Origin of the sequence: Streptomyces peucetius, from assembly GCF_025854275.1 — a bacterium.
Taxonomy (GTDB): Bacteria; Actinomycetota; Actinomycetes; order Streptomycetales; family Streptomycetaceae; genus Streptomyces; species Streptomyces peucetius_A.
In genome coordinates, this window is the sequence record NZ_CP107567.1 from 4,727,518 (window position 1) to 4,750,801 (window position 23,284).

25 protein-coding genes are annotated in these 23,284 nt (G+C 70.8%); 9 read left to right on the forward strand and 16 right to left on the reverse strand.

Translation table 11 applies throughout. The features are described 5' to 3' along the window. Positions 1-185: 185 nt before the first annotated feature. Both OGH68_RS21800 and OGH68_RS21805 read left to right on the forward strand, forming a co-directional pair. Entirely contained in the window at positions 186-1,409 is a 1,224-nt protein-coding gene (locus OGH68_RS21800; protein WP_264246482.1) for a nucleotide sugar dehydrogenase, read from the forward strand. A 137-nt stretch (positions 1,410-1,546) separates the two neighbouring features. Further along, a complete protein-coding gene (locus OGH68_RS21805) occupies positions 1,547-2,032 on the forward strand; it encodes a hypothetical protein (protein ID WP_264246484.1) in 486 nt (161 codons plus the stop codon). 68 nt (positions 2,033-2,100) lie between these two features. Here OGH68_RS21805 and OGH68_RS21810 read toward each other — a convergent pair whose 3' ends face one another. The 4 genes from OGH68_RS21810 to OGH68_RS21825 all read right to left on the reverse strand — a co-directional run bounded on the left by OGH68_RS21810 (position 2,101) and on the right by OGH68_RS21825 (position 6,478). Then, on the reverse strand, positions 2,101-3,225 hold the full coding sequence (locus tag OGH68_RS21810; RefSeq protein WP_264246487.1) for a GuaB3 family IMP dehydrogenase-related protein: 1,125 nt from the start codon (positions 3,223-3,225) through the stop codon (positions 2,101-2,103). Positions 3,226-3,347: 122 nt separating this feature from the next. Continuing rightward, positions 3,348-4,847 carry an IMP dehydrogenase gene (guaB, locus tag OGH68_RS21815; RefSeq protein WP_264246490.1) on the reverse strand — a complete coding sequence of 500 codons (1,500 nt, stop codon included), beginning with the start codon at positions 4,845-4,847 and terminating at the stop codon, positions 3,348-3,350. Positions 4,848-5,058: 211 nt separating this feature from the next. Next, on the reverse strand, positions 5,059-5,646 hold the full coding sequence (locus OGH68_RS21820) for a sigma-70 family RNA polymerase sigma factor (RefSeq protein WP_189886773.1): 588 nt from the start codon (positions 5,644-5,646) through the stop codon (positions 5,059-5,061). A 220-nt stretch (positions 5,647-5,866) separates the two neighbouring features. Next, the gene (locus OGH68_RS21825; protein WP_003948568.1) at positions 5,867-6,478 is read right to left on the reverse strand and encodes a response regulator transcription factor; all 612 of its coding nucleotides are present in this window, start codon (positions 6,476-6,478) and stop codon (positions 5,867-5,869) included. Between the two features lie 513 nt (positions 6,479-6,991). On the opposite strand from OGH68_RS21825, the gene OGH68_RS21830 reads away from it, so the two are divergent. Then, complete coding sequence (locus tag OGH68_RS21830; RefSeq protein ID WP_264246493.1) at positions 6,992-7,333, forward strand: WhiB family transcriptional regulator; 342 nt, start codon at positions 6,992-6,994, stop codon at positions 7,331-7,333. A gap of 218 nt (positions 7,334-7,551) precedes the next feature. Here the strand turns inward: OGH68_RS21830 and OGH68_RS21835 are convergent, their stop codons facing one another. Then, entirely contained in the window at positions 7,552-8,448 is an 897-nt protein-coding gene (locus OGH68_RS21835) for a LysR family transcriptional regulator (RefSeq protein ID WP_264246495.1), read from the reverse strand. A gap of 81 nt (positions 8,449-8,529) precedes the next feature. Here OGH68_RS21835 and OGH68_RS21840 point away from each other — a divergent pair, with 81 nt between their 5' ends. From OGH68_RS21840 to OGH68_RS21855, 4 genes are all read left to right on the forward strand, one after another. Then, positions 8,530-9,234, forward strand: a complete 705-nt coding sequence (locus OGH68_RS21840) for an MOSC domain-containing protein (protein ID WP_264246497.1) — start codon at positions 8,530-8,532, stop codon at positions 9,232-9,234. 269 nt (positions 9,235-9,503) lie between these two features. Then, entirely contained in the window at positions 9,504-11,015 is a 1,512-nt protein-coding gene (locus tag OGH68_RS21845) for a multicopper oxidase family protein (protein ID WP_264246499.1), read from the forward strand. Positions 11,016-11,024: 9 nt separating this feature from the next. Then, on the forward strand, positions 11,025-11,798 hold the full coding sequence (locus tag OGH68_RS21850) for an SDR family NAD(P)-dependent oxidoreductase (RefSeq protein ID WP_264246501.1): 774 nt from the start codon (positions 11,025-11,027) through the stop codon (positions 11,796-11,798). A gap of 79 nt (positions 11,799-11,877) precedes the next feature. Further along, a complete protein-coding gene (locus OGH68_RS21855; protein WP_264246503.1) occupies positions 11,878-12,570 on the forward strand; it encodes an ester cyclase in 693 nt (230 codons plus the stop codon). A gap of 146 nt (positions 12,571-12,716) precedes the next feature. On the opposite strand, the gene groL is transcribed toward OGH68_RS21855, so the two are convergent. The 3 genes from groL to OGH68_RS21870 all read right to left on the reverse strand — a co-directional run bounded on the left by groL (position 12,717) and on the right by OGH68_RS21870 (position 16,095). Then, entirely contained in the window at positions 12,717-14,345 is a 1,629-nt protein-coding gene (gene groL, locus OGH68_RS21860; RefSeq protein ID WP_264246504.1) for a chaperonin GroEL, read from the reverse strand. A 115-nt stretch (positions 14,346-14,460) separates the two neighbouring features. Further along, positions 14,461-14,769 (reverse strand): co-chaperone GroES, encoded by a 309-nt coding sequence (gene groES / locus OGH68_RS21865; RefSeq protein ID WP_005313390.1) that lies wholly within the window; start codon positions 14,767-14,769, stop codon positions 14,461-14,463. 363 nt (positions 14,770-15,132) lie between these two features. Continuing rightward, the gene (locus OGH68_RS21870) at positions 15,133-16,095 is read right to left on the reverse strand and encodes a polysaccharide deacetylase family protein (RefSeq protein WP_264246505.1); all 963 of its coding nucleotides are present in this window, start codon (positions 16,093-16,095) and stop codon (positions 15,133-15,135) included. A 90-nt stretch (positions 16,096-16,185) separates the two neighbouring features. Here OGH68_RS21870 and OGH68_RS21875 point away from each other — a divergent pair, with 90 nt between their 5' ends. Next, entirely contained in the window at positions 16,186-17,364 is a 1,179-nt protein-coding gene (locus OGH68_RS21875; RefSeq protein WP_264246507.1) for a class I SAM-dependent methyltransferase, read from the forward strand. Positions 17,365-17,397: 33 nt separating this feature from the next. Here the strand turns inward: OGH68_RS21875 and OGH68_RS21880 are convergent, their stop codons facing one another. From OGH68_RS21880 to tsaB, 7 genes are all read right to left on the reverse strand, one after another. Further along, on the reverse strand, positions 17,398-18,048 hold the full coding sequence (locus OGH68_RS21880; protein WP_264246509.1) for a hypothetical protein: 651 nt from the start codon (positions 18,046-18,048) through the stop codon (positions 17,398-17,400). 10 nt (positions 18,049-18,058) lie between these two features. Beyond that, the gene (locus tag OGH68_RS21885; protein WP_264246511.1) at positions 18,059-19,309 is read right to left on the reverse strand and encodes an RNA polymerase sigma factor; all 1,251 of its coding nucleotides are present in this window, start codon (positions 19,307-19,309) and stop codon (positions 18,059-18,061) included. A gap of 34 nt (positions 19,310-19,343) precedes the next feature. Continuing rightward, the gene (locus OGH68_RS21890) at positions 19,344-19,700 is read right to left on the reverse strand and encodes a YciI family protein (protein WP_264246517.1); all 357 of its coding nucleotides are present in this window, start codon (positions 19,698-19,700) and stop codon (positions 19,344-19,346) included. A 152-nt stretch (positions 19,701-19,852) separates the two neighbouring features. Continuing rightward, positions 19,853-20,110 carry a hypothetical protein gene (locus OGH68_RS21895; RefSeq protein ID WP_264246519.1) on the reverse strand — a complete coding sequence of 86 codons (258 nt, stop codon included), beginning with the start codon at positions 20,108-20,110 and terminating at the stop codon, positions 19,853-19,855. Next, the gene (gene tsaD / locus OGH68_RS21900) at positions 20,107-21,201 is read right to left on the reverse strand and encodes a tRNA (adenosine(37)-N6)-threonylcarbamoyltransferase complex transferase subunit TsaD (RefSeq protein WP_264246520.1); all 1,095 of its coding nucleotides are present in this window, start codon (positions 21,199-21,201) and stop codon (positions 20,107-20,109) included. Before tsaD ends, OGH68_RS21895 begins: the two co-directional genes overlap by 4 nt. Then, on the reverse strand, positions 21,201-21,659 hold the full coding sequence (rimI, locus tag OGH68_RS21905; protein WP_264250209.1) for a ribosomal protein S18-alanine N-acetyltransferase: 459 nt from the start codon (positions 21,657-21,659) through the stop codon (positions 21,201-21,203). The genes tsaD and rimI overlap by 1 nt, the downstream gene beginning before the upstream one ends. A 20-nt stretch (positions 21,660-21,679) precedes the next feature. Beyond that, a complete protein-coding gene (tsaB, locus tag OGH68_RS21910) occupies positions 21,680-22,333 on the reverse strand; it encodes a tRNA (adenosine(37)-N6)-threonylcarbamoyltransferase complex dimerization subunit type 1 TsaB (protein WP_264246522.1) in 654 nt (217 codons plus the stop codon). Between the two features lie 134 nt (positions 22,334-22,467). Here tsaB and OGH68_RS21915 point away from each other — a divergent pair, with 134 nt between their 5' ends. Beyond that, positions 22,468-23,007 carry a hypothetical protein gene (locus OGH68_RS21915; RefSeq protein ID WP_264250211.1) on the forward strand — a complete coding sequence of 180 codons (540 nt, stop codon included), beginning with the start codon at positions 22,468-22,470 and terminating at the stop codon, positions 23,005-23,007. A 60-nt stretch (positions 23,008-23,067) separates the two neighbouring features. On the opposite strand, the gene OGH68_RS21920 is transcribed toward OGH68_RS21915, so the two are convergent. Further along, the gene (locus OGH68_RS21920) at positions 23,068-23,277 is read right to left on the reverse strand and encodes a hypothetical protein (RefSeq protein WP_264250465.1); all 210 of its coding nucleotides are present in this window, start codon (positions 23,275-23,277) and stop codon (positions 23,068-23,070) included. Between the last annotated feature and the right edge of the window lie 7 nt (positions 23,278-23,284).

Sequence of the window (23,284 nt, forward strand, 5' to 3'; positions counted from 1 at the left end):
ACACGTCGATTCTGTCCGCAGTCGCCGACTTCAGCCACCGCCTGTGGATAACACTCGGACGGCCACGAGCCCACAATCCGACAGAACGGTCATATTTACGCCTAGTCTGACATTGCGCCTGCCCGTTCTGCCCACAGGGCTTGCGTTCACTGTCCCCTTCGGCTACGGGAAGGACGGCCACAGCCATGCCCGCAGATCTCGCCGTGATCGGACTCGGCCACCTCGGTCTGCCGCTCGCCCAGGCCGCCGTGGCCTCAGGCATCGAAACCATCGGCTACGACCCCGACCCGTGCCGGCTCGCGGAGCCCGCCGCAGGAGTGACGGCCGCCGACATCCGGCGCATGCTCTCCGGCGGATTCCGCAACGTCACCGACCCGGCCGAACTCGGCCGGGTCCGCACCGCCGTCATCTGCTCGCCCACGCCCATGGGCGCGGACGGCACGCTGGACCTGACCCCGCTCGCCGACGCCGCCCGGGCGCTCGCGTCCCGGCTGCGACCGCACACCACGGTCCTGCTGGAGTCGGCGGTCGAGCCGGGCACCACGGAGGACTTCCTGCGGCCGCTGCTCGAGGCCGGCTCCGGCCTGCGCGCGGGCCGGGACTTCCACCTGGCCTACTCCCCCAGCCGCACCGACCCCGGCCGCCGCACCCACGGCTACGCGAACACCCCGAAGGTCATCGGCGGCCTGACCCCTGCCTGCACGGAGTCCGCAGCCGCCTTCTACGCCCGGCTGACCGACAAGGTGGTCCGCGCCCGCGGCCTGCGCGAGGCCGAGACCGTCAAGGTCCTCGAGACCAACTTCCGGCACGTCAACATCGCGCTGGTCAACGAGATGGCGGTGCTCTGCCACGACCTCGGCGTCGACCTCTGGGACGTCATCCGCTGCGCCGAGACCAAGCCCTTCGGCTTCCAGGCCTTCCGCCCCGGTCCCGGCGTCGGCGGCCACGGCGTCCCCCTCGACCCCGGCCACGCCCCGGGCCGCGCCCTGCGCATGGTTGGTCTCGCCCAGGAGATCAACGCCCGGATGCCGCAGTACGTCGTCCGCCGCTGCGCCACCCTCCTGAACGAACACGGCAAGTCGGCCCGCGGCGCCCGCGTCCTGCTCCTCGGCGTCACCTACAAGCCGGACCTCGCCGACCTCCAGGGCTCACCGGCCACCGAGGTCGCCCGCCGGCTGATGGACCTGGGCGCGTCCGTGAGCTACCACGACCCCTATGTCCCGGACTGGCGCGTGGGCGAACTCCCCGTTCCCCGCGCCGACTCGCTGTACGAGGCGGCGGCCGCCGCCGACCTGACGGTCCTGGTGCAGCACCACCGCACGTACGACCTCCAGGGCCTGGCCGTCAAAGCCCAACTCCTCCTGGACACAAGGGGGGCGACGCCCGCGGGCGCGGCACACCGCCTCTGACGTCTTCCCCCTGAACCCGACGCCACCCTTACAACGGCCATATAACCGAATGTCGTTCTGTCGGGCCGGGCTGCTAGTGTCCGGGACCGCCGCTCGCACGATCGTGCGACGCGTTCGATCCCAGGGGGAATTCCACCATGAGTCAGCCCGTCCCGCCGCCGTCCGGCAACCCGTTCGCCGGTGGCGACCAGTACGCGCCCGCCCCGCCGCCGGCCCCGGTGCGCAACAACCTGGGACTCGGCATCGTCGCCGCCGTCGTCGCCGCGCTGGTCACGGCCGGCATCTACGGCGCCATCGCCGGTGCCACCGAGACCGAGGTCGGTTACGCGGCCGTCGCCGTCGGCTTCGTCATCGGTTTCGCCGCGGCCAAGGTCGGCGGACCCAACCCGGTGCTGGCCGTCGTGAGCGCCGTGCTCGGCGTCGGCGCCGTGTACCTGGGCCAGTTGGTCGGTATCGCGATGATCCTCGGCGACATGGGCGGCGGTTCGTTCGGCGAGATCTTCTTCCAGCACTTCGGCGACCTGACGAAGGTGTGGAAGGAGGCCGCGGACGGCATGACGTACGTCTTCCTCGTCCTCGCCGCGGTCACCGCGTTCGCCGGCGCCAAGAAGGCCAACGCCTGACGGTCACAGCGCACATGGGAAGGGCCCGGCACTCAGGTGCCGGGCCCTTCCCATGTGTTCTGCGGCGGTCAGCGGCTGTGCTGCGAGTCCGCCACCGTGACCTCGACGCGCTGGAACTCCTTGAGCTCGCTGTAGCCCGTCGTCGCCATCGCGCGGCGCAGGGCTCCGAAGAAGTTCATCGAACCGTCGGGGGTGTGCGAGGGCCCCGTGAGGATCTCCTCCGTGGTGCCCTCGATGCCCAGGTCCACCAGCTTGCCGCGCGGCACGTCCTCGTGGACGGCCTCCATGCCCCAGTGGTGTCCCTTGCCCGGCGCGTCGGTGGCGCGGGCCAGCGGCGAGCCGATCATCACCGCGTCGGCGCCGCAGGCGATCGCCTTCGGCAGGTCGCCGGACCAGCCGACGCCGCCGTCGGCGATGACGTGGACGTACCGGCCGCCGGACTCGTCCATGTAGTCGCGGCGGGCCGCGGCCACATCGGCGACGGCGGTCGCCATCGGGACCTGGATGCCCAGCACGTTCCGCGTGGTGTGCGCGGCGCCGCCGCCGAAGCCCACCAGGACACCCGCCGCACCGGTGCGCATCAGGTGCAGGGCGGCGGTGTACGTGGCGCAGCCGCCGACGATGACCGGGACGTCGAGCTCGTAGATGAACTGCTTGAGGTTCAGCGGCTCCGCTGCGCCGGAGACGTGCTCGGCGGAGACGGTCGTGCCGCGGATGACGAAGATGTCGACGCCCGCGTCGACGACGGCCTTCGAGAACTGCGCGGTGCGCTGCGGGGAGAGCGCGGCGGCGGTGACGACACCGGAGTCGCGCACCTCCTTGATGCGCTGCCCGATCAGCTCCTCCTTGATGGGGGCCGCGTAGATCTCCTGCAGCCGGCGGGTGGCGTTCGCCTCGTCCATCTCGGCGATCTCGTCGAGCAGCGGCTGCGGGTCCTCGTAGCGGGTCCACAGACCCTCGAGGTTCAGTACGCCCAGGCCGCCCATCTCGCCGATGCGGATGGCGGTCCGCGGGGAGACCACGGAGTCCATGGGAGCCGCCAGGAAGGGCAGCTCGAAGCGGTAGGCGTCGATCTGCCAGGCGATCGAGACCTCCTTCGGGTCCCGCGTACGCCGGCTCGGCACGACGGCGATGTCGTCGAACGCGTACGCCCGGCGGCCGCGCTTGCCGCGCCCGATCTCGATCTCAGTCACGTTTGTGGCCTTTCCTTCTGCATCTGCGCCTGGGCGCTACCAGTATCCCCGACGCACACGTGAGGGGCGGCCCCGGCAACCCCGGGACCGCCCCTGACACGCGGGGGACTGCTTTCTGCCGGCTACTTCCTGCTGTAGTTCGGCGCCTCGACCGTCATCTGGATGTCGTGCGGGTGGCTCTCCTTGAGACCCGCCGAGGTGATCCGGACGAACCGGCCCTTGCTCTCCATCTCGTCGACGGCGGCCGCTCCGACGTAGCCCATGGTCTGGCGCAGGCCGCCGACCAGCTGGTGCAGCACGGCCGCGAGCGGACCGCGGTAGGGCACCTGGCCCTCGATGCCCTCGGGGACGAGCTTGTCGTCGGAGGCCACCTCGGCCTGGAAGTAGCGGTCCTTCGAGTACGAACGGCCCTGGCCGCGGGACTGCATCGCACCGAGCGAGCCCATGCCCCGGTACGACTTGAACTGCTTCCCGTTGATGAAGAGCAGTTCACCGGGGGACTCCTCGCAGCCCGCGAGGAGGCTGCCCAGCATGACCGTGTCGGCACCTGCGGCGAGCGCCTTGCCGATGTCTCCGGAGTACTGCAGGCCGCCGTCGCCGATCACCGGGACGCCCGCGGCGCGGCAGGCCAGCGCCGCCTCGTAGATCGCGGTGACCTGCGGGACACCGATGCCGGCGACCACACGGGTGGTGCAGATGGAACCGGGTCCGACGCCGACCTTGACGCCGTCGACACCCGCGTCGATCAGGGCCTGGGCGCCGTCGCGCGTCGCCACGTTGCCGCCGATGACGTCGACGCCCACGCTGGACTTGATCTTCGCCATCCAGTCGAGGGCGTTGCTGTTGTGTCCGTGCGAGGTGTCGACGATCAGGAAGTCGACGCCCGCGCCGGCCAGCGCCTGGGCCCGCTCCAGCGCCTCCGGGCTCGCGCCGACGGCCGCTCCGACGAGCAGACGGCCCTCGCCATCCTTCGCCGCGTTCGGGTACTGCTCGGCCTTGACGAAGTCCTTGACCGTGATGAGGCCCTTGAGAATGCCGGCGTCGTCGACCAGCGGAAGCTTCTCGATCTTGTGGCGGCGCAGCAGCTCCATGGCGTCGACGCCCGAGATGCCGACCTTGCCAGTGACCAGCGGCATCGGGGTCATGACCTCGCGCACCTGGCGCGTGCGGACCGTCTCGAAGGCCATGTCACGGTTGGTGACGATGCCGAGCAGCTTGCCCGCGGCGTCGGTCACCGGCACACCGCTGATGCGGAACTTGGCACACAAGGCGTCGGCCTCGGCAAGCGTGGCGTCCGGGTGCACCGTGATCGGGTCGGTCACCATGCCGGACTCGGAGCGCTTGACCAGGTCGACCTGGTTCACCTGGTCCTCGATGGACAGATTGCGGTGCAGCACACCCACGCCGCCCTGGCGCGCCATCGCGATCGCCATGCGGGACTCGGTGACCTTGTCCATCGCCGCCGAGAGCAGCGGGATGTTCACCCGGACGTTCCTGGAGACACGGGACGAGGTGTCGACCGCGTTAGGAAGCACTTCCGACGCACCCGGCAGCAGAAGCACATCGTCGTAGGTCAGCCCGAGTGTCGCGAATTTCTCGGGCACTCCGTCGACGTTGGTCATGACACCTTCCCCAAATGGCCTTGATCCCTGCGAATGTCCATGCTAACGGCCCGAGAAGCCGTCTCATTCCACGATCAAGATCGATGAGCAGCTTTGGATATTCACACGACAGTTCACACGACGGTTCGCACGGCAGGTCGCACGGGCAGTCACCACGACAGGTCGCACGGCAGGCCGCACGGCAGTCATACGGAAAGGGCCGGTGAACGGTTCACTGCTCGGCCAGCGCCCGCAGCCTGCTGAGCGCACGGTGCTGTGCGACCCGGACGGCGCCCGGTGACATCCCCAGCATCTGGCCGGTCTCCTCAGCGGTCAGCCCGACGGCGACCCGGAGCACGAGCAGCTCGCGCTGGTTCTCCGGCAGATTGGCGAGCAGCTTCTTGGCCCACTCCGCGTCGTCGCTGAGCAGCGCCCGCTCCTCGGGACCGAGCGAGTCATCCGGCCGCTCGGGCATCTCGTCGGAGGGCACGGCCGTGGACCCTGGATGGCGCATCGCCGCCCGCTGCAGATCGGCGACCTTGTGGGAGGCGATGGCGAAGACGAATGCCTCGAAGGGCCGTCCGGTGTCCTTGTATCGCGGCAGCGCCATCAGCACCGCGACGCAGACCTCCTGGGCGAGGTCCTCGACGAAGTGCCGGGCATCACCGGGCAACCGGCTCAGGCGCGAGCGGCAGAAACGCAGCGCGAGCGGATGCACGTGCGCCAGCAGATCGTGCGTCGCCTGCTCGTCGCCGTCGACGGCACGGTGCACGAGTGCCCCGATGGCCCCCTGGGCGGTCACCGCCTCGTCGTCGCGCATCGGTCCATGGTGCCTTGGACCGCGGTCGTCCGCGGCACCGCGTCCCGTGTTGTGCACTGAAGCGTTATGAGCAGGTGCGCCGGAACTCATCTCCTGCGCCCTCCCCTCCCGCTCGACCGACTCGTCCCCGAGGAACTCCACACCTCAAGGATGCGGCATCACGCGGGAAACGGATGCCCTCGGGCATCCGTCGTCCCTCGCCGTCCCGTTCCTTCGGCCCTCAGCGGACCAGGCCCCAGCGGAATCCGAGCGCCACGGCGTGCGCCCGGTCCGAGGCGCCTAGCTTCTTGAACAGCCGCCTGGCGTGCGTCTTCACCGTGTCCTCCGAGAGGAAGAGCTCCCGGCCGATCTCCGCGTTGGAGCGACCGTGGCTCATGCCCTCGAGGACCTGGATCTCCCTCGCGGTGAGCGTGGGCGCGGCGCCCATCTCGGCCGAGCGGAGCCGGCGCGGCGCGAGCCGCCACGTGGGGTCGGCGAGCGCCTGGGTGACGGTCGCGCGCAGTTCGGCGCGTGACGCGTCCTTGTGCAGATAGCCGCGGGCGCCGGCGGCGACCGCGAGCGCGACTCCGTCGAGGTCCTCCGCGACGGTCAGCATGATGATCCGGGCGCCCGGATCGGCGGACAGCAGCCGGCGCACGGTCTCGACGCCGCCCAGTCCGGGCATGCGTACGTCCATCAGAATGAGGTCCGAACGATCGGCGCCCCAGCGGCGGAGGACTTCCTCGCCGTTGGCCGCGGTCGTCACGCGCTCGACACCGGGCACGGTCGCGACCGCGCGGCGGAGCGCCTCTCGGGCAAGCGGGGAGTCGTCGCAGACGAGGACGGATGTCATGACTGACCTCCGCGGCTCTCGCAGCTGTAGCGCGTCACCTTGAGCCTCCAGGCTGGGTACGTTTCGTCACCTGTGCGGTTGAACGCTCTCGGACATGTGCCCGAGCGCTTGTTCTTTCAACCGCCTCCGCCCTCTCAACGACGGTCACTCGAAAGAGTTACGGGTCGTACGCAGCACTTCCGCACGCTCCGTGAGGGGGCTGTCCGGCACGCGTGAGCGCCTGTGCCACCGGGCTGCCCGGGGGGCGACGGAGGACCGCTGAGGTTTCACGGCCCACGGGCGGAGCACCCGTGCACCACGGATGCGGGCCCTGCCCCATTCAGCGGCTTTTCTTCCCTTTTTCCGGTGTCTATGGCTAGATTCGCAATGAGTCATATTTACATCTACTTACACAGCAGATGTACGGTCGTTGGCACGGTGCTGGTGCCGGATCCGGCGCACGTCCGGTCGGCGTCCCGCCCGTTCCGACCTGGTCCTGTATCCACCCAGCACGGTTTCAAGGGGACATGCGCCATGGCAGATTTCTCTCGCCTTCCCGGACCCAACGCCGATCTGTGGGACTGGCAGCTCCTCGCGGCATGCCGTGGGGTCGACAGCTCGCTCTTCTTCCACCCGGAGGGCGAGCGAGGCGCGGCGCGCAGCGCGCGCGAGAACTCGGCGAAGGAGGTCTGCATGAGGTGCCCGGTACGGGCCGAGTGCGCGGCGCATGCGCTGGCCGTACGCGAGCCCTACGGCGTCTGGGGCGGGCTGACCGAGGACGAGCGCGAGGAGCTCATGGGACGGGCACGCCACCGGCTGATCCCTGCGACGAGCGCGGGGGGTGCAGGGGGTGCGGGGGGTGCGGGGGGCGGCTGACGAGCGCGCCGCGCGTACGAATCGAAGAAACGTTCCTGCATCACCGGCGCCACCACCGTCTGCTTGCGGCCCGCGAGTCGGCCCCACCGATGCGCCGTTGCCGCACCCCGGCCCCCGGCCCACGACCGGGGGCCGACGACCGTCCGGAGACGTCCGGGCCGTCCAGGGCCGTCCAGGGCCGTCCAGGGCCGGAGACCGTCCGTAGTCGTGGGTGCAGGTCAGCGGGCCGCCGCGCGTGACAGCTCGGTCAGGGTCGCGGAGACCGCGGGGACATGAGCCAGGTCGGGCAGGGTGAGTGCCACGATCTCGCGGTCCACGGCCGGCTCGACGGTCACCGGCCGGGCGCCCTTCGGCCGCACCGACTCCAGTGCCAACTCGGGCAGTACGGCCACACCGAGGCCCGCGCCGACCAGGCCGATCACCGCCGGGTAGTCGTCGGTGGCGAAGTCGATCCGCGGAGTGAAGCCGGCCTTCTCACAGGCGTCCACGAGCTGGCGGCGGCAGCGCGGGCAGCCCGCGATCCACGACTCCTCCGCGAGGTCGGCGATGGCGACCGACTCCGCTTCGGCCAGACGGTGACCCTCGGGAACCAGTCCGACGAGCCGGTCGGTGAGCAGGGGCCGCACCTCCAGGTCGTCCCACTCCGAGTCGGCGCCGACCACGCCGTACCGGAAGGCGAGCGCGATGTCGCAGTCGCCCTCGCGCAGCATCTCGACCGAGCGCGGAGGCTCGGCGTCGACCAGGGAGACCCGCGTGCCCGGGTGGGCCGCGCGGAGGGCGGCGAGTGCGGTGGGCACCAGAGTGGAGCTGCCGCTGGGGAACGAGACGAGGCGCACCCGGCCCGCCCGGAGCCCGGCGATCGCCGCGACCTCCTCCTCCGCCGCGGTGAGCCCGGCGAGGATGCCGGACGCATGCCGGACGAGCGCCTCACCGGCCTGGGTGAGGCGCATCTCGCGACCGGTCCGGATCAGCAGGGGGGTGCCCGCGGAGGTCTCGAGCGCCTTCATCTGCTGGCTGACCGCGGGCTGCGTGCAGCCCAGTTCGCGGGCTGCCGCGGAGAACGAGCCGGTGGCGGCGACGGCACGCAGGACACGGAGGTGGCGGGCTTCGATCACCTTTTCAGCATAAGCGACACTTGGAGACGTGAGCTGAAAACCGGAGGAAACTTTGAGGTGGGGTCGATTAGCGTGCCCGGCATGAAGCTCTTGACCGTGAACCTGGGGCGGCCCGTGGCCGTCGACTACTCCGACGCGCCGGGCGGCAGAACCGGGATCGACAAGCGCCCCGCCGACGGGCCCGTCCGGGTGACGGACCCGGGCCCCAAGGGGCAGGGGGCGAGCGGCCTGGCAGGCGACGCGGTCTGCGATCTGCGCCACCACGGCGGCTCCGACCAGGCCGTCTACGCCTTCGCACGGGAGGATCTCGACGCGTGGGAAAGGGAGTTGGGGCGCACCCTCACCAACGGCGCCTTCGGCGAGAACCTCACCACCAGCGGCCTGGACATCACCGGCGCGAAGATCGGCGAGCGCTGGCGCGTCGGCGACTCACTGGTGCTGGAGGTCACCTCGGGCCGCATCCCGTGCCGTACGTTCGCGAGCCGGCTCGGCGAGAAAGGCTGGGTCAGGCGCTTCACACAGAACGGCGCCTCCGGCGCGTATCTGCGCGTGATCGAGCCGGGCGAGATCCGCTCGGGCGACCCCATCCGGATCGTGCACCGGCCGTCGCACGACGTCACGGTGGGGATGGCCTTCAGGGCGGAGACGACCGAGCGGACGCTGCTGCCCCGGGTACTCGCTGCCGGCGAGGCGCTCCACGCGGAGCTGCTGGGGGACGCCCGCGCGTACGTCGCCAAGTACGGCACGGCACCCGCGAGCGGCACGGCTCCCGGCGCGACCGCCTGACCGGACGCAACGGCACCGCACGGCACGACCGGACCGCCTGACCGGACGGCAGGCACGGCACCGGCGATGCCCAGGCGCCCCGCACACAGGCACACAGGCACACAGCGCATGGACGCACAGATCGCACTGCCGCGCGAGCGCATGGCCGCGGGCCGCCCGGACGCAGGGACTCATGAGGGAAATCCCCGAGACGGCCGGTGCGTTGGATCGGGGACGGCTGGGGGCGTCCCCCGATACCGCCGGTCACGCGTGGCCTCGACGCTGAAGACATGTCCACTCTCAAGCGCGTCCTCGTGGCTCTCTGCTCCACGGCCGTCGTCCTCGTCCTCGCGCTCGGCGGCGGAGCGTTCTGGCTCTACTCGGGCTCCGATGTGTCCACGGCCGGTACGGAGTTCACCCGGGAAATGGCCGTGCCGCCGCTCGCCCCGTCGACGGTGCGCGGCGACGGCACCCGCGTCTTCGACCTGACGATGCAGGCGGGGCACAAGGAGTTCAGAGCCGGGTCGAAGACGCCCACCTGGGGCTTCAACGGTGACTACCTGGGTCCGACCCTGCGCGCGAAGCGCGGCGAGAAGGTCCAGGTCCGGGTCAGGAACACGCTCGACGAGCACTCCACGGTCCACTGGCACGGAATGCATCTGCCCGCGCGGATGGACGGCGGCCCGCACCAGATGGTGGCGCCCGGCGCGTCCTGGGCCCCGCACTGGACCGTCCACCAGCCGGCCGCGACCCTCTGGTACCACCCGCATCCGCACGGGCGGACGGAGAAGCACGTGCAGCGCGGACTGGCCGGGATGTTCCTGCTCGACGACGAGAGGTCGGCGAAGCTCCCGCTGCCGAAGAGATACGGCGTCGACGACCTGCCGGTCGTGGTGCAGGACGTGCGGTTCGACGGGGCGGACTTCGACCACGACCACCGGCTGATGGCGAACAGCGGCTTCCTCGGCGACCGGACGATGGTCAACGGCACGCTCGCGCCCTACAAGGTGGTCCAGGACGAACTGGTACGTCTGCGGCTGCTCAACGCCTCCACCGCCCGGGTCTACGACTTCGGATTCACCGACGGCCGGCAGTTCTCCCTCATCGGGACGGACGGCGGACTGCTGGAGGAGCCGGCCGCCTTGGAACGCGTACAGCTGTCGCCCGGCGAGCGGGCCGAGATCGTGGTGCGGATGGAACCGGGCGAGCGGGCCGTGCTGCGCAGCTTCCCGCAGAAGAACTACGGCGACTTCTGGCAGACCCGCTTCAACGGCGGTGACGACACCTTCGACGTCCTCCAGCTGCGGGCGGCCGACACCCTGCGCCCCTCCCCCGAGCTCCCCGCCGAACTCGGCGAACCGAAGCTGCCGGACGGCTCGGACTCGGTGCGCGGCCGGTTCTTCGGGCTGCAGACCTCCGGGATCAACGGCAAGGCCATGGCCATGGACCGGATCGACGAGACGGTCACCCGCGGCACGTCGGAGACCTGGACCGTGCGCAACCACGACGGCGTGCCGCACAACTTCCACGTGCACGATGTGCAGTTCAGGGTGCTCGAGGTGGACGGCAGGCAGCCGCCCCCGGAGCTGCGAGGGGCCAAGGACACGGTGTTCGTGCCCAGCGGGAGGACCGTGAAGCTCGCGATGCGGTTCACCGGGCCCGCCGACCCGGACACTCCGTACATGTACCACTGTCATCTGCTGTATCACGAGGACGGCGGCATGATGGGGCAGTTCGTGGTCGTGGAGAAGGGGCAGCAGGCGGGGAAGGTGCGTACGCCCCACCCGCACGCGGGGCATTAACGTGCCCGTATGACGACTGCACTGATCACGGGCGCGACCGCGGGTATCGGCGCCGCCTTCGCACGGCGGCTCGCGGCCGACGGCCACAACCTGGTGCTGGTGGCCCGGGACACCGCGCGGCTGCGGGAACAGGCCACCGAACTGCACGACCGCCACGGCATCGAGGCGGAGGTGCTGACCGCGGATCTGGCGGCCGAGGACGGCATCACCGCGGTCGAGCACCGTCTCGCGGACCGTACCCACCCCGTGGACCTGCTGGTCAACAACGCCGGCTTCGGCAACAAGGGCCGCTTCCTGGAGGTGTCGATGGCCGACGAGCTGACGATGCTGAAGGTGCACTGCGAGGCGGTGCTGCGCCTGACGGCCGCCGCGGCGGAGCCGATGCGGGAGCGCGGCCGGGGCGGCGTGGTGAACGTGGCGTCGGTAGCCGCGTTCGTGCCCCGCGGCACCTACGGCGCGTCGAAGGCGTGGGTCGTGCAGTTCACGCAGGGTGCGGCCAGGGACCTGGCGGGGACTGGGGTGCGTCTGATGGCGCTGTGCCCCGGATTCGTACGGACCGAGTTCCACCAGCGGGCCGGGATGGGCACGGACAACATCCCCGGCTGGATGTGGCTGGACGCCGACAAGCTGGTGGCGTCGGCGCTGGCGGACCTGGCCAAGGGGAAGACGCTGTCCATCCCCGACCCGCGCTACAAGGCACTGATGGGCGTGGTGAAGCTGACGCCGCGCGGCCTGCTGGGCGGGCTCACGTCGAAGACCGGCCGGAAGTACGGGCCGCAGTAGCGACATACCGCACGGAATGCGACCTGCATCACTAAAATGGAGGTGTCCCGTCGGGGGCCGCAGCGGCCCGGGAGGCGCCATGAAGTTCGTGCAGATCATCGACTACAAGACCGCCAGGTTCGACGACATGAACGCCGTCATGGACCAGTGGGTCGAACAGACCAAGGGCAAGCGGACCACCGGCCACGCCGTCACCGGCAAGGACCGCACCGAGAGCAACCACTACGTCGAAATCGTGGAGTTTCCGTCGTACGAGGAAGCGATGAAGAACTCCCGTCTCCCCGAGACGGACAAGATGTTCAAGGAGATGGTGGCGCTCTGCGACGGCATGCCGTCCTTCACCGACCTCGACGTGGTCCGTGAGGAACAGCTGAACGCGGCGACCGCCCGCCGCTTCTTCCACGAGATCGCCTCCGGCGGGAACCTCGACGCCATCGGAGAGGTGTTCGCGGCCGACTACATCGACCACGACATCGCCAACGAGGAGGACACCGAGACCGGCGCGGACGTCATACGCCGGGATCTGACCATGTGGCGCGACGCCTTCGACTTCACCTTCGAGCTCGACCGGCAGATCACCGAAGGGGACGACGTGGTGACGCTGTGGACCTGGAGTGGCAGGCACAAGGGCGACTTCCAGGGCATCCCCGCCACCGGGGAGCAGTGCACCATGACCGGGACGACGATCTTCCGCTTCGAGGACGCGAAGGTCAAAGAAGGCTGGTGGCACATGGACCTGATGCGCCTGATGCGGCAGCTCGGCGCCATGTGAGCCGCCGTCACGGGGAAGGCCCCCGGTCCGCGCTCGGCGGAACGGGGGCCTTCTTCTGCGCCTCTTCGACGCTTCGGGCTCTTCGACGCTGCGGCGCCTCTTCGAGGCTTCGGCGCCGCTCGCGTCGGTGAGTGACCGCGGATGCGTCAGTGGCTGTGGCCGTGACCGTGGCCGTGGCCCGCCTCGGCCTCATCCTCGGCCGGCTTCTCGACGACCAGGGTCTCGGTCGTGAGCAGCAGGGAGGCGATGGAGGCGGCGTTCTCCAGAGCGGAGCGCGTGACCTTGACCGGGTCGATGACGCCGGCCTTGACCAGGTCGCCGTACTCACCGGTCGCGGCGTTGAAGCCGCTGCCCGCCTCGAGCTCGGCCACCTTGGCGGTGATGACGTAGCCCTCGAGGCCGGCGTTCTCCGCGATCCAGCGCAGCGGCTCGACGGCGGCGCGGCGGACGACGGCGACACCGGTGGCCTCGTCGCCCTCCTTGCCCAGGTTGCCCTCGAGCACCTTCACGGCGTGGACCAGCGCGGAACCACCACCGGAGACGATGCCCTCCTCGACCGCGGCGCGGGTCGCGGAGATGGCGTCCTCCAGACGGTGCTTCTTCTCCTTCAGCTCCACCTCGGTGGCGGCGCCGACCTTGATCACGCACACGCCGCCGGCCAGCTTCGCGAGGCGCTCCTGGAGCTTCTCGCGGTCCCAGTCGGAGTCGGTGGACTCGATCTCGGCCTTGATCTGGTTGACGCGGCCGGCCACGTCCTCGGAGTTGCCGCCACCGTCGACGATGGTGGTGTCGTCCTTGGTGATGGTCACGCGGCGGGCGGTGCCCAGCACGTCCAGACCGGCCTGGTCGAGCTTGAGGCCGACCTCCTCGGCGATGACGGTGGCACCGGTGAGGGTGGCCATGTCGCCGAGCATCGCCTTGCGGCGGTCGCCGAAGCCGGGGGCCTTGACGGCCACCGCGTTGAAGGTGCCGCGGATCTTGTTCACGACCAGGGTCGACAGGGCCTCGCCCTCGACGTCCTCGGCGATGATCAGCAGCGGCTTGGAGCCGCCCGCCTGGATGACCTTCTCCAGCAGCGGCAGCATGTCCTGGATGGACGCGATCTTGCCCTGGTGGATCAGGATGTACGGGTCGTCGAGGACGGCCTCCATACGCTCCTGGTCGGTCACCATGTACGGGGACAGGTAGCCCTTGTCGAAGGCCATGCCCTCGGTGAAGTCGAGCTCCAGGCCGAAGGTGTTGGACTCCTCGACGGTGATGACACCGTCCTTGCCGACCTTGTCCATCGCCTCGGCGATGAGCTCGCCGACCTGCTGGTCCTGCGCGGAGAGCGCGGCGACGGCGGCGATGTCGGCCTTGTCGTCGATCGGACGGGCGGTCGAGAGGAGCTCGTCGGAGACGGCCTTGACCGCGGCGTCGATGCCCTTCTTCAGGGCGGCCGGGGAGGCGCCGGCGGCGACGTTGCGCAGGCCCTCGCGGACCAGCGCCTGGGCCAGCACGGTGGCGGTGGTCGTACCGTCACCCGCGATGTCGTTGGTCTTGGTCGCCACCTCCTTCACCAGCTGGGCGCCCAGGTTCTCGTACGGGTCCTCGACCTCGACCTCGCGGGCGATCGTGACACCGTCGTTGGTGATGGTGGGTGCGCCGAACTTCTTGTCGATGACGACGTTGCGGCCGCGGGGGCCGATCGTCACCTTGACCGTGTCGGCAAGCTTGTTGACGCCGCGCTCGAGGGCGCGACGGGCGTCCTCGTCGAACTTCAGGATCTTCGCCATGGGAGCGGTTCAGCCCTCTCGGAAAGTCGTGTTCAAAGAACCGCGCCCCTCGCCGCCCGGCAATCCGCGGGGTGACCAGGGGCGCAGCTCAAAGCAATGCAGGTGAAGCCGGTGCTTACTTCTCGACGATCGCGAGCACGTCGCGGGCCGAGAGGACGAGGTACTCCTCGCCGCTGTACTTCACTTCGGTGCCGCCGTACTTGCTGTACAGCACGATGTCGCCGGTCTTCACGTCGAGCGGCAGGCGCTCGCCGTTCTCGAAGCGGCCCGGACCCACGGCAAGGACGACGCCCTCCTGGGGCTTCTCCTTCGCGGTGTCCGGAATGACCAGGCCAGAGGCCGTGGTCTGCTCGGCGTCGAGCGGCTGGACCACGATGCGGTCCTCGAGCGGCTTGATGGCAACCTTGGAGCTGGCGGTCGTCACGATCCGACCTCCCCCTTCGGAGATCACGGGGTTAACTGATCTGAGGTGGCGACCAGGTCGATCCGTCGTCGCGGGTGCCGGACCTGCCCGTCGCTGTGTTGGCACTCTCACTCGGGGAGTGCCAGAGCCGAGACTATGACTGCGATTAGCACTCGGTCAAGCGGAGTGCCAATGTGGCGGCCCGCGCCGCTCGGATCCCGGCACGGACAGGCCCTGGGATCCGGTCCGCACAGGCCCCTCGGATCCGCTCCGCGCCGGCCCCTCGGATCCCGGTACGGACAGCGCCGCCGGGGTCCCGGTACGGACAACGCCAGGACGCCGCCCACGGTTCCGGGCTGTTGCCCGCGACTCCGTCCGGTCCGGTCAGACGTAGTCCTCCAGCCTGGCCACCGCGTACCCCTTCGCCGTCACCGTCTTCATCACCCGCCGGATCATGTCCGGCATGCTGCCCTTCCACTCCTCCTTGCCGCGGAAGTGCGTGAGGATGATGTCGCCCGGGTGCAGGTCCCGGTCCCACTCCCGCCACTCCATGTGGTCGGGGAACGCCTCCGCCGCCCACAGCGGCACGGCCTCGATCCCGCACTTCGCGGCGACGCGCAGGGTGTCCTTGTTGTAGTTCCCGTACGGCGGGCGCATCAGCCGGGGGCGGGTGCCGTACCGCTTCTCCAGCTTGTCCTGCTGGCCGCAGATCTCACGCTTCTGCTCGCTGTAGGAAAGCCCGGGCAGATACGGGTGGTTGAGCGTGTGGTTGTGGAGCGCCACCCCGCGGTCCCGCATCTTCTCGAAGTAACCGTAGTCGTCGTTGATCACGTAGTCGCTGAGGAAGGCGCTGTAGGGGATCTGCAGCTCGGACATCATCCGCAGCAGTTCCGGGTCCTTCTCCGCGCCGTCGTCGATCGTCAGGAAGACGATCTTCTCCTTGGTCGGCACGGTGGTGAACACCGGAGGAAGGCCCTCCCCGCCCTCCACCTCGAAGCCCTTGCGCGTGGTGATCTCCGGTTTGGCGTCTGGCGGCGGGGGCGCCGCGAGCGGGGTCTGCGCCAGCCCCCACTTCTTCGCGGCGGCGGCCCGGGCCTTCTGGCTGCGTCTGACCTTCTCCACGTACGCGGAGAGCGCCTCGGCGGGGCCGGCCGCCTCCGGCTTCTGCGCGCCCTGGGCCTGCGGGCCCTTCTGCGCCGACCGCCCGGTGGCGGTCCCGGTGGGGCTCGGGGCTCCCCCGGGCCCCTCGGCCGCACAGCCCGAACCGAGAGCGGCGACGACGAGAGCGGCCAGAGTCGCACGGGCCCGATACGCCCTCAACTTTCCCTTTTGTCGTACTAGCTGCATGGCGACGCATCCTGTCAGCGCCTCGCCCGCTCACCGGCCCGACACCGCCACCATGCGCGCACCATCCCCCGTCTGGCCCACAATGGCCCGGTGAACGACCTCGACCCGCTCGCCGCCCTTGCCGCACTGCGCACCGAGGAAGGCGGAGCGCTGCTGGCCTCGCTCGCCTCCTACGACCCGGCCCAGGAACTGTCCGTCGCGACGCGCCTGCGCCGCGAGCACCCGGCGGCACTGGTCTCCGCGGCCCTCGGACAGGCGCGGCTGAGACAGCGCGCGGCGGCCAAGTTCGGCGAGGCGGATGCCCGCCGGATGTTCTTCACCCCGAACGGCGTCGAACAGTCCACCCGCCGTACGGTCGCGGCCCACCGCGCCGCCCGTTTCGCCGCACTCGGGGTACGCAGCGTCGCCGACCTGTGCAGCGGCATCGGCGGGGACGCGATCGCACTGGCCCGGGCGGGCATCTCCGTCCTCGCCGTCGACCGCGACCCGCTCACGGCGGAGGTCGCACGTGCGAACGCCGAGGCGCTTGACCTGTCCGGCCTGATCGAGGTCCGCTGCGCGGACGTCACGGACGTCGACACCTCGTCGTACGACGCGGTGTTCGTCGACCCCGCCCGCCGGGGCGGCCGTGGCCGGATCTTCGACCCGGAGGCGTACTCCCCGCCGCTGTCCTGGGCCGTCGGCGCGGCCCGCACCCGCCCCCACGCCGCGCTGAAGGTCGCCCCCGGCATCCCCCACGAGGCGGTCCCCGAGGGCGCGGAGGCGGAGTGGATCTCGGACGGGGGCGACGTGAAGGAGGCGGTGCTCTGGTTCGGCACCGCGCCGTCAGCGGTCCGCGCCACCCTCCTCCCGGGTCCGCACACCCTGACCGGCCGCGACCTGCCGAACCCGCCGGTCCGGCCGGTCGGCCGCTACCTGTACGAGCCGGACGGCGCGGCGATCCGCGCCCACCTGGTCGCGGAGGTCGCGGAGGACGTGTCCGGCGGCCTCCTCGACGAGACGATCGCGTACATCACCTCCGAAGCGCTCCACCCGACGCCGTACGCGACGGCGTACGAGATCACCGATGCCCTGCCCTTCAACATGAAGAAGCTGAAGGCGCTGCTGCGCGACCGCCGGGTCGGCAACCTCACCGTGAAGAAGCGCGGCTCCGCGGTCGAACCGGAGGAGGTCCGCCGCAAGGTACGCCCCCAGGGGCCGAACGCGGCGACGGTGTTCCTGACTCGCGTCGCGGGCGCCCCGACGATGCTGATCGGCCGGCCCGCGTGACGCGCCGCCCGACCCGCCGGGCCCGTGCCGGCGTCAGCGGTGCGCCCCGCCCCGCACCGCGAACGGGAGCGCCGGAGGCGACACCAGCCGGAGCGCCCAGCGGTAGTGGCTCACCGCCTTCGTAATGCCGAGCAGGCCGGTGAGCCAGAGGATCAGACCCAGACCCATGAGCAGCACGACCCCGGCCAGGGTGTCGCCCGGCCGCGCGCCGGCCGGGGTGGTGAAGGAGAGCCACAGGCCGTACGCGCACAGCAGGAACGAGGGCAGGAACCAGAAGAGGCTCTGGGCCGGTGCGCCGTAGCGGGCGTCACCGGCCGGGTCGTGCGCCAGCGCACTCCACTGCCGCAGCCGTCCGCGCAGTTCCGCCTCATGGGCGATGCCGAAGCCGATGACCAGGCCCGTCGGGATCATGCAGCCGAGTCCGATGAAACCGAGGACCGCGCCGAAGAAGTGACTGAACAGGTCCGGCCCTTCCTCGAACGCCTGCAGCGCCGCACCGAAGATCACCCATCCGACCGCGAAACCGGCCACCACAAGCCACAGCAGCACCAGCCGTTTCGGGTCGACGCTCATCCGGAAGAGCTCGTCCATCGCCCGTCGCCGGTCGGCGAGCAGTGTCTCCCGGTCGGGCCAGCAACGTATGTCGACGGGCGGCGGAGGAGGAGGCAGGACACGGCGCGGCATGCCGACGAGGCTACCGGGCGCAGTCAGCCGCCCTGGCCAGCAGCATGTCCCGTTCACGGGCGTTGCGGGTCAGCGACGCCGCACGCTCGAACTCCGCCCGCGCCTCCTCCCGTCGGCCCAACCGGGCCAGCAGGTCACCGCGGACGCTCGGCAGCAAGTGGTAGTCCTTGAGCACCGGTTCGTCCGCGAGGGCGTCGACCAGTGGCAGTCCGGCTTCGGGACCGTCCGCCATCGAGACGGCCACCGCCCGGTTCAGCTCCACGACCGGGGACGGGTTCAGGGCCGCCAGTCGGCCGTAGAGGGTGGCGATCATGGTCCAGTCCGTGTCCTCGTACCGCACGGCCTGCGCGTGGCACGCCGCGATCGCGGCCTGCAGGGCGTACGGGCCGTACGGGCCGCCGCCCGCCCGGTGCAGCGCCTCGACGCCCCGGCGGATCAGCAGCCGGTTCCACCTGGTGCGGTTCTGGTCGGCGAGCAGCACCGGCTCGCCGGAGGGGCCGGTACGCGCCGGAATCCGGGACGCCTGGATCTCCAACAGAGCCGCCAGGCCGTGCACTTCGGACTCGTCCGGCATCAGCCCGGCCAGGACGCGGGCCAGCCGCAGCGCCTCCTCGCACAGCGCGGGGCGGACGAGGTCGTCACCGGCGGTCGCCGAGTAACCCTCGTTGAAGATCAGGTAGATGACGTCGAGCACGGACCCCAGCCGGGCGGCGCGATCCGTTCCGTACGGCACCTCGAAGGGAACGCCCGCCCTCGCCAGGGAGCGCTTCGCCCGGACGATGCGCTGTGCGACGGTGGGCTCCGCGGCCAGGAAGGCGCGGGCGATCTCCTCGGTGGTCAGGCCGCCGAGCAGTTTCAGCGTGAGGGCGATCCGGGCGTCCGTCGACAGCACCGGATGGCAGGCGGTGAAGATCAGCCGCAGCAGATCGTCGTCGATCTCCTCGGGATCCGACGGCTCGGCCGGCGGCCCCGCGTCCTCCAGGGTGCGCCCGACCTCCGCCAGTTTGCGGGCGTACGTCTCCTTGCGGCGTACGAGGTCGATCGCGCGGTGTTTGGCGGTGGCCATGAGCCAGGCTCCCGGCCTGTCCGGGACGCCCGACTCGGGCCACTGCTCCAGCGCGGCGACCAAAGCGTCCTGCGCGAGTTCCTCGGCGATGCCCACGTCCCGCACGATGCGGGCGACACCGGCGATGATCCGCGCCGACTCGATCCTGAACACCGCTTCCACCGCGCCCGCGGCGCCTGCTGCCGTCACGGCCACCCATCAGAGCAGCCGGAACGCGGCACCGGCAAACTCAGCCCTCGTCGATCTGGCGGAGCTCGCAGGTGATCGTCCACTGCTCGGGGTGGATCTCCAGGAAACGCTTGGTCCACTCGAGAGCCTCGGCCTTGTCCTTGCACTGCATCATCGCGTAGCCGCCCACGACTTCCTTCGTCTCGGTGAAGGGGCCGTCGGTGTAGGACAGCTTGCCGTCGGACCACGTCACACGGGTGCCCTCCGAGGTACGGGTGAGACCGGCGGTGTCCAGCATGACCCCGGCCTTGGTGACCTCCTCCAGCAGAGCGCCCATCCGCTCCTGGAAGTCCTGGGGGAAGTCGTCCTCGGGGATCTGGTTCTCCTCGATGCGAACCATCGAAAGGAAGCGCGGCATGGTGACTCCTCGGTCCCGGGAGGCGGGGCCGTTCCCCGCCTCTCACCCATGCGTCGAACGGGCCGCCGCCCGATCGACACCGTCGCCGAAGTTTTTCCGGAAAATCTCAGCCGCGGAAATCCCAGCCGGGCGATTCCCGCGGCCGAGCGGTCTCAGCCGAGCGACTCGAAGCGCCAGCGGTGCACCGGCCGGGTGATCACATCGTCGGCCGGTTCCGGAAGTTCGGGCAGCTCGGCAGCCACGTCGGCGGCCTCCCACCAGGTGATGACCAGCACCCGGTCCGGCCCCGCCCGGAACGTCTCGCGGCGCAGGGGCTCGCGCGCGAGCACCTGTGCGCGGGCCCACTCCAGCAGCTCCGCGCCGCGGTCCCAGGCGGCGCGGGCCTCCCACATCAGCGCGACGACGGTCATGAGTACAGATTGTCCTTGCTGACCTCGTGCACATGGTCGTGGTCGTGCGCGCCGGGCACATGGGGATCCGTCACCGGCAGCGAGGAGTCCGCAGACAGCTCCCAGTCCGACGCGGGCCGGTTGCGGGCCACCATCTCCGCGCCCAGCGCCGCCACCATCGCACCGTTGTCGGTGCACAGCTTCGGCCGGGGCACCCGGAGCCGGATCCCCGCGCGCTCGCACCGCTCCTGGGCGAGCGCCCGCAGCCGGGAGTTGGCCGCGACACCGCCGCCGATCATCAGGTGGTCGACACCCTGGTCCCGGCAGGCGCGCACCGCCTTGCGGGTCAGCACGTCGACGACCGCCTCCTGGAAGGAGGCCGCCACGTCCCGCACCGGCACCTCCTCGCCCGCCGCCCGCTTCGCCTCGATCCAGCGCGCCACCGCCGTCTTCAGACCGGAGAAGGAGAAGTCGTACGCCGGGTCCCTGGAGCCGCTCAGTCCGCGCGGGAACGCGATCGCCTCCGGGTCGCCCTCCTTCGCCAGCCGGTCGATCACCGGACCGCCGGGGAAGCCGAGGTCGAGCACACGCGCGATCTTGTCGAAGGCCTCGCCGGCCGCGTCGTCGATCGTCGCGCCCATGGGCCGTACGTCGGCGGTGATGTCGGGCGCGAGCAGCAGCGACGAGTGGCCGCCGGAGACCAGCAGCGCCATCGTCGGCTCGGGCAGCGGGCCGTGCTCGAGCTGGTCGACGCAGATGTGCGAGGCCAGATGGTTCACCCCGTACAGCGGCTTGCCCAGGGCGTACGCGTACGCCTTCGCCGCCGAGACGCCGACCAGCAGCGCGCCGGCGAGGCCCGGGCCCGCCGTGACCGCGATGCCGTCGAGGTCGCGGGCGCTCACGCCCGCGTCCTTCAGCGCGCGCTCGACGGTGGGCACCATCGCCTCCAGATGGGCGCGCGAGGCGATCTCCGGCACGACGCCGCCGAAGCGGGCGTGCGTGTCGACACTGGAGGCGACCGCGTCGGCGAGCAGGGTCGTGCCGCGGACGATGCCGACGCCGGTCTCGTCGCAGGAGGTCTCGATGCCGAGTACGAGCGGTTCGTCAGCCATCAGTTGGTCTCTGTTCCTTGTACGGTCAGTCGCATGACGAGGGCGTCGATGTTGCCGGGCTGGTAGTAGCCGCGGCGGAATCCGATGGGCTCGAAGCCGAAACGCTCGTACAGCTTCTGGGCCCTGGTGTTGTCCACCCGCACTTCGAGCAGCACCTCGTCGCACTCGAAGGCGGTGGCGTGCTGGAGCAGGTCGGTCAGCAGCCGGGAGCCGAGGCCGGTGCCCCACTGGCTCCTGTCGACGGCGATGGTCTGCACGTCACCGAGCCCGCCGGCCGCGGCGAGGCCCGCGTATCCGACGACCGCGCCGTCCTCGTTTTCGGCCACCACATAGCGGCGGGTGGCCCTCGGACCGCGGGAGTGCGCGAGTTCGGACCAGAACATGCCGGGCGACCAGGCATCCTCGGGGAACAGCTCGTGTTCCAGCTCCAGCACCGGCTCCAGGTCCCACCAGCGCATCTCACGCAGGGTGGAAGTGCTCACTTCGGGGTGACCACCTTGTAGTTCTTGGGAACCTGCGCGTCGGGCCGCCGCAGGTACAGCGGCTGCGGAGGCAGGAACTCCGCGCCGGCCGTCAGCCTCTCCGCCGCCAGCGCGGCCAGCGCGGCGGCGCTCACATGCTCCGGGCCGCGGGCGTCCGGGAACGTCTCCGGGTACAGCAGCGCGCCCGCGCCGACGGCCGGCAGCCCCGCGACCCGCTCCGCGATCTCCGCGGGACGGTCGACCGCCGCGTCGGTCGTACGGGTGCGGGCGTTGTCGTACCGCGCCCAGTAGACCTCCTTGCGCCGCGCGTCGGTCGCCACCACGAAGGGCTCGTCGAGCCCGGCCTCGTACGCCAGACCGTCCAGGGTGCACACCCCGTGCACCGGGACGCCGAGCGCCGACGCGAACGTCGCGGCGGTGACCAGTCCGACCCGCAGACCGGTGTACGGGCCCGGCCCGACGCCGACCACGACACCGGTGACGGCGTCGAGCTTCACTCCGGCCTCGACGAGCACGCCGTCGACGGCGGGCAGCAGCAGCTCCCCGTGGCGGCGCGCGTCCACACGGCTCGACGAGGCGACGACGGAAGCGCCGTCGTGGAGGGCGGCGGTGACGGCGGGCGTGGCGGTATCCATGGCGAGCAAGAGCACGCAAACAGCCTACGGCTCCGGCGGGGAAGCCATGGCGGCACCGTCGAACGGAACCACGGTGCTACCGTCACCCCGAGTACACACATTCGGGGATCCGAGAGGTGAGCAGGGTGGCACGGAGCAGCTCGGGACTCGTGGCCGGGCTCACGGCGGCCGCGTTGGCCGTCGTCGGTTTCCTCGCCTACCAGGCGTCGGCGAACGTCCCCGAGGACCTGTCCGCCTCGAAGCGGCCGAGCGCCGGCTCTTCGGCGACCTCCCCGGGCCCCACGTCGTCCGCCAAGCCGAAGGATCCGCTGACCGTCCCGGCCGGCTCCGGCACCGGCGTGCGTGTCGTGTACGCGCTCAGCGACCGGCGCGTGTGGCTCGTCGGCGCGAACGAGAAGGCGAAGCGGACCTTCGAGGTCATGCCCTCCACCGTCAGCCCGGAGCCCGGCACCTACACGGTGACCTCGCGCTCCGGCAACGTTTCCGGCTCCGACGGCGTGCCGATCGAGCACGTGGTGCGGTTCGCGACCGTGAACGGCGTGACCGTCGGCTTCAGTGCGGCGGTCGACGGCTCGATGGCCAGCCCGGACCCGGCCAAGAAGACGGGTGGCGTGCGCATGGAGCGGGCCGACGGGGACGCGTTGTGGGTGTTCGCGACGGTCGGCTCGAAGGTCGTCGTGGTTCCGTAATCCCCTTCGCGGCTCACCCCTACGGGTGGGCGCGTACGAGCCTCGTACGACCGCGTGCGGTCAGGCGGCGTCGCGGTGCGTACCGCCGTCACTCGTGCGGGGCGGCGTCGACACGGCGCTGGCCGCGGCGCACGAGGCCAGCAGGTCCCGCATCGACACGGTGGCCGAGGGCAGCGGCCTCGGTGCCGCCACCGGGGCCGGCCGTGACCGCGCCTCACGCTCCGCGCTGTGCTCCGCGCTCTGCTCCGCTGCGTGCTCCGATGCCGGCATGGACGCC

Coding starts and splice junctions, on each gene's coding strand:
- OGH68_RS21895 (WP_264246519.1), bottom strand. CDS start 20,110: ATGACCGTCGTCGCGCTGATGTGGGAGGCCCGCGCCGCCTGGGACCGC.
- OGH68_RS21820 (WP_189886773.1), bottom strand. CDS start 5,646: ATGCGCGACGACGAGGCGGTGACCGCCCAGGGGGCCATCGGGGCACTC.
- OGH68_RS21855 (WP_264246503.1), top strand. CDS start 11,878: ATGAAGTTCGTGCAGATCATCGACTACAAGACCGCCAGGTTCGACGAC.
- OGH68_RS21880 (WP_264246509.1), bottom strand. CDS start 18,048: ATGCCGCGCCGTGTCCTGCCTCCTCCTCCGCCGCCCGTCGACATACGT.
- rimI (WP_264250209.1), bottom strand. CDS start 21,659: ATGCGCTGGTGGGACCTGGAGCCGGTGCTGGAGCTGGAACACGAGCTG.
- guaB (WP_264246490.1), bottom strand. CDS start 4,847: ATGACCAACGTCGACGGAGTGCCCGAGAAATTCGCGACACTCGGGCTG.
- OGH68_RS21845 (WP_264246499.1), top strand. CDS start 9,504: ATGTCCACTCTCAAGCGCGTCCTCGTGGCTCTCTGCTCCACGGCCGTC.
- OGH68_RS21850 (WP_264246501.1), top strand. CDS start 11,025: ATGACGACTGCACTGATCACGGGCGCGACCGCGGGTATCGGCGCCGCC.
- OGH68_RS21800 (WP_264246482.1), top strand. CDS start 186: ATGCCCGCAGATCTCGCCGTGATCGGACTCGGCCACCTCGGTCTGCCG.
- OGH68_RS21840 (WP_264246497.1), top strand. CDS start 8,530: ATGAAGCTCTTGACCGTGAACCTGGGGCGGCCCGTGGCCGTCGACTAC.
- OGH68_RS21825 (WP_003948568.1), bottom strand. CDS start 6,478: ATGACATCCGTCCTCGTCTGCGACGACTCCCCGCTTGCCCGAGAGGCG.
- OGH68_RS21830 (WP_264246493.1), top strand. CDS start 6,992: ATGGCAGATTTCTCTCGCCTTCCCGGACCCAACGCCGATCTGTGGGAC.
- OGH68_RS21870 (WP_264246505.1), bottom strand. CDS start 16,095: ATGCAGCTAGTACGACAAAAGGGAAAGTTGAGGGCGTATCGGGCCCGT.
- tsaD (WP_264246520.1), bottom strand. CDS start 21,201: ATGGCTGACGAACCGCTCGTACTCGGCATCGAGACCTCCTGCGACGAG.
- OGH68_RS21805 (WP_264246484.1), top strand. CDS start 1,547: ATGAGTCAGCCCGTCCCGCCGCCGTCCGGCAACCCGTTCGCCGGTGGC.
- OGH68_RS21920 (WP_264250465.1), bottom strand. CDS start 23,277: ATGCCGGCATCGGAGCACGCAGCGGAGCAGAGCGCGGAGCACAGCGCG.
- groL (WP_264246504.1), bottom strand. CDS start 14,345: ATGGCGAAGATCCTGAAGTTCGACGAGGACGCCCGTCGCGCCCTCGAG.
- OGH68_RS21890 (WP_264246517.1), bottom strand. CDS start 19,700: ATGCCGCGCTTCCTTTCGATGGTTCGCATCGAGGAGAACCAGATCCCC.